Here is a 4229-nt window from a genome sequence, read left to right as displayed (position 1 = left end):
AATTTCAGTAATTCATTTTGATCGCGTATACTTTTTTGTTTCCTGATTTGTTCAATGAATACTGTAGTTTAGGTACATAAATTAAAATTTAACAGATTGTATAATTCTTACAAACTTTTAAGAAAGTAATCGAAGAGTTTTTTTACTCTGCCTATAATATATGTGTTTTGTACGTTAAAAATTTCCGCTCTTTTGATTTTAAATAAGTATTAGTTTTCAATATAGTGTGAATTGGGTTTGATATTTCTTTTAAGGAAGCTGCCTTAGATTTTTCTACTTTTGTTTTATTGTATAGTGTATCTTGCTTGTTTTGAACAGAATCTTTTATGACATTTGTCATATTTCCTTGTGACAGAAGCATCTAGCTCCGCTAACTTTAAAAGACTATAATTGAAGTATGAAAGGGAGGAAGAAAAAATGAAACATAAAGTAATTTTCGCAATGAGTTTAGTAGCAGCAGGAGTCATGACTTATCTCATGTTTTCAGGATTGGATGAAGGCTTCTATCATTTTCCTTGGGAGTTGTTTGCAGGATTTGGCATGATGTCTTGGCTTATCCGAGAAGGATTGAAATTGGTCTCAGATGTGAAAAAGGAGTTTGAAAAATGAAAAAAGCGATTCTCTATCTTTTTATTGGACTATCACTAGTGGTATGGTTGGTAGAAATGTTTACAGGTTGGTTTGATCAAGCCTTCCTTCACCAATTCATCCGTGGTGCCTGGGGACTAGGATTTATGATTTTTATCGCCTTTCCGATGGGAAAGAAGTGGCTGAAAGGAGAATATCATGAACATAATTAAGGTAGAAAGCTTAAATAAAAATATCAAGGGTAAAGCTATTTTGAAGGATATTTCCTTTGAGGTAGCTGAAGGTGAATGCGTCGCCTTGATTGGACCCAATGGTGCTGGGAAGACCACACTCTTGGACTGTCTGCTTGGAGATAAACTGGTCACAAGCGGTCAAGTATCCATCCAAGGCTTGTCAGTGACGAGTTCTCAGTTAGACTATATTAGAGGTTATCTGCCTCAAGAAAATGTCATCGTTCAGAAATTAAAGGTCAAAGAGTTGATTGCTTTCTTTCAACGTATCTATCCAAATCCCTTGAGCAACCAGGAAATCGATCAACTATTGCAGTTTGACCAGCAACAAAAAGAGCAATTCGCAGAAAAATTGTCAGGTGGACAAAAGCGTCTCTTCTCTTTTGTCTTGACCTTGATTGGGCGACCAAAGCTTGTCTTTTTAGATGAACCAACTGCTGCCATGGATACTTCAACTCGTCAACGCTTTTGGGAAATTGTTCAGGAACTAAAAGCTAAGGGAGTTACCATTCTCTATTCCTCCCATTATATCGAAGAGGTAGAGCATACAGCGGACCGAATCTTGGTCTTGAATAAGGGAGAGTTGATTCGCGATACAACACCTCTAGCCATGCGCAGTGAGGAGATTGAAAAGCACTTTATCCTTCCTCTAGCATACAAGGAAGTCATTGAGCAGTCTAACTTGGTTGAAAACTGGTCACAAAAACAAGATGCTTTGCAAGTAGTTACACGTGAAGCGGATGCTTTTTGGCAACTGTTAGTGCAAGCAGGATGTAGCATACAAGAAATTGAAGTCAATAATCGCAGTTTGCTGGATACAATCTTTGAAGAAACACAAAAGGGAGATGACTAAGATGAAACGATGGATCGCATTAAATAAGATAGAATTCCTATTAACCAAACGGCAACTAGTCTATTATCTCTTATCAGTGGGGATGCCGACAGCCTTCTATTTATTCTTTTCAGGCATGTATCAGGATACACCAGGTGGACCTGCGAATTTTATGCGCGACTACCTCATCTCCATGACGGCCTTTTCCATGATGTCGACCGCTATCTTTTCATTCCCAGCTGTCTTACATACCGACAAGATGAACAACTGGCATAAAACATTGCGCCATAGCCCTGTAAATATGGTAGAATATTATCTATCAAAGATAACAAGTATGATGGTTGATTATTTGGTCTCAATTCTGGTTGTTTTCTCAGTTGGGCATTTTGTAAGAGGTGTAGAGATGCCTCTAGGAAGCTGGATTGGGGCTGCGATTTTGCTTATTTTGGGAAGTATTGCTTTTGTAGCGCTTGGTTTGACCTTAACTCTCTTACCGACTAGTCAGCTGATGTCTGTCGTGGGCAATCTTCTCTATCTAGGCTTGGCTGTTTTAGGCGGACTCTGGATGCCCATCTCTTTATTTCCAGACTGGATGCAAGCAATCGGGAAGCGCCTACCAAGCTATCAGTTGATGGAATTGATCAAGACCTTCTTAAATGAGGGTGGCCTCAATCTATCAGCCACAGTTTATCTACTTGTTTTTTCAGCAGTTTTGTTTGGTTTGACCATTTACCTTCAAGGTCATAAGGAGAATGCTTAATGCTTGAAAGACTGAAAAGCATACATTATATGTTTTGGGCCAGTTTAATTTTTATGATTTTCCCCATCCTACCTGTAGTGACTGGGGAACTAGCTGTCTGGCATTTATTGATTGATATTCTATTTATAGTGGCGTATTTGGGTGTTTTAACAACTAAGATCCTTCGTCTATCCTGGATTTTCTGGGGGATCATGCTGGTCTATGTTGCTGGAAATACCGCCTTTGTTGCTGTGAACTATATCTGGTTCTTCTTTTTCCTTTCCAATCTCTTAATTTATCATTTCGGTGTACGTAGTTTAAAGTCTTTACATGTCTGGACTTTTCTCCTTGCTCAAGTGCTTGTTGTGGGACAACTGTTGATTATTCAGAAAATCGAAGTTGAGTTTCTACTCTATCTACTTGCAATTCTCACTTTTATCGATTTAATGACTTTTGGCTTGGTTCGGATTCGTATTGTGGAGGATTTGAAAGAAGCTCAGGCTAAGCAAAATGCCCAGATAAATCTATTGCTTGCTGAAAATGAACGCAGTCGTATCGGTCAAGATTTGCATGATAGCTTGGGACATACCTTTGCTATGTTGAGTGTCAAGACAGATTTAGCCTTGCAGTTATTTCAGATGGAGGCTTATCTACAGGTGGAAAAGGAATTAAGAGAAATACAGCAAATTAGCAAAGAATCAATGCGTGAAGTGCGAACCATTGTGGAAAATCTTAAGTCTAGAACTTTGACATCCGAACTAGAGACTGTGAAAAAGATGTTAGAAATTGCTGGAATTGAGGTGGAAATAGCTAATCAACTAGATACAGCTAGCTTAACTCGGGAATTGGAGTCAACGGCTTCCATGATTTTGCTTGAGTTAGTGACCAATATCATCAAGCATGCCAAAGCTTCTAAGACCTACTTAAAATTAGAACGGACAGAGAAAGAGCTCATTCTAACAGTGAGAGATGATGGCTGTGGTTTTACTTCTCTAAAGGGAGATGAGCTCCATACAGTTCGAGATCGTGTCCTTCCATTTTCGGGAGAGGTAAAGGTGATTAGTCAGAAACAACCGACAGAAGTTCAAGTTCGACTACCTTATAAGGAGAGAAAGTAGATGAAAGTATTAGTCGCAGAAGATCAAAGTATGTTGCGAGATGCTATGTGTCAATTGCTTGCCTTTCAACCAGATGTGGAGTCTGTCCTTCAAGCCAAGAATGGGCAAGAAGCAATCCAACTCTTAGAAAAAGAGACTGTAGATATCGCTATCCTTGACGTAGAAATGCCTGTTAGGACAGGTCTTGAAGTCTTGGAGTGGATACGAGCAGAAAAGCTTGAAACAAAGGTGGTTGTAGTGACGACATTCAAGCGTCCAGGATATTTTGAGCGTGCAGTCAAGGCTGGAGTGGATGCTTATGTATTAAAGGAACGAAGCATTGCAGACCTCATGCAAACCTTGCACACCGTCCTCGAAGGACGCAAGGAATATTCGCCTGAATTGATGGAAGTGGTGATGACGCATCCCAATCCATTAACAGAGCAAGAAATCGCAGTTTTAAAGGGAATCGCTCAGGGTTTCTCTAATCAAGAAATTGCAGACAAACTTTATCTATCCAACGGAACAGTCCGGAACTATGTCACCAATATTCTTTCGAAACTAGATGCAGGTAATCGAACAGAGGCAGCTAATATCGCGAAAGAATCTGGTTGGTTGTGATGATATAATATTTTTTTGAACATTATTTGTTAAAATTGATGGGATTGAATGGAACAATACTAACTTTAGGAGGGTGGGATTCCTCCTTTTTCTTTTTTGGGGGAGCACTACAAAAGAGCTAA

Annotated in this window: 6 protein-coding genes; all 6 read left to right on the top strand. The window is 39.3% G+C overall.

What is annotated here, in order from left to right; all coding sequences use genetic code 11:
* Positions 1–417 precede the first annotated feature (417 nt).
* From O3599_RS09760 to O3599_RS09735, 6 genes are read left to right on the top strand one after another with little or no spacing between them, the layout of a single operon-like run.
* Positions 418–609, top strand: coding sequence for a hypothetical protein (locus O3599_RS09760; RefSeq protein WP_080977059.1), 192 nt, complete (start codon positions 418–420; stop codon positions 607–609).
* Positions 606–800 carry a hypothetical protein gene (locus O3599_RS09755; protein ID WP_371512735.1) on the top strand — a complete coding sequence of 65 codons (195 nt, stop codon included), beginning with the start codon at positions 606–608 and terminating at the stop codon, positions 798–800. Before O3599_RS09760 ends, O3599_RS09755 begins: the two co-directional genes overlap by 4 nt.
* Positions 787–1671 carry an ABC transporter ATP-binding protein gene (locus O3599_RS09750; RefSeq protein ID WP_124787573.1) on the top strand — a complete coding sequence of 295 codons (885 nt, stop codon included), beginning with the start codon at positions 787–789 and terminating at the stop codon, positions 1669–1671. The genes O3599_RS09755 and O3599_RS09750 overlap by 14 nt, the downstream gene beginning before the upstream one ends.
* 1 nt (position 1672) lies before the next feature.
* The gene (locus O3599_RS09745) at positions 1673–2410 is read left to right on the top strand and encodes an ABC transporter permease (RefSeq protein ID WP_124787572.1); all 738 of its coding nucleotides are present in this window, start codon (positions 1673–1675) and stop codon (positions 2408–2410) included.
* Positions 2410–3507: a sensor histidine kinase gene (locus tag O3599_RS09740; protein ID WP_124787571.1), complete on the top strand. Its 1098-nt coding sequence runs from the start codon at positions 2410–2412 to the stop codon at positions 3505–3507. Before O3599_RS09745 ends, O3599_RS09740 begins: the two co-directional genes overlap by 1 nt.
* A complete protein-coding gene (locus O3599_RS09735; protein WP_124787570.1) occupies positions 3508–4107 on the top strand; it encodes a response regulator transcription factor in 600 nt (199 codons plus the stop codon).
* Positions 4108–4229: the final 122 nt, after the last annotated feature.

This window comes from Streptococcus sp. 27098_8_103 (assembly GCF_041432345.1).
GTDB classification, from domain to species: Bacteria; Bacillota; Bacilli; order Lactobacillales; family Streptococcaceae; genus Streptococcus; species Streptococcus mitis_BV.
This window is presented reverse-complemented; position numbering and strand designations above follow the sequence as displayed.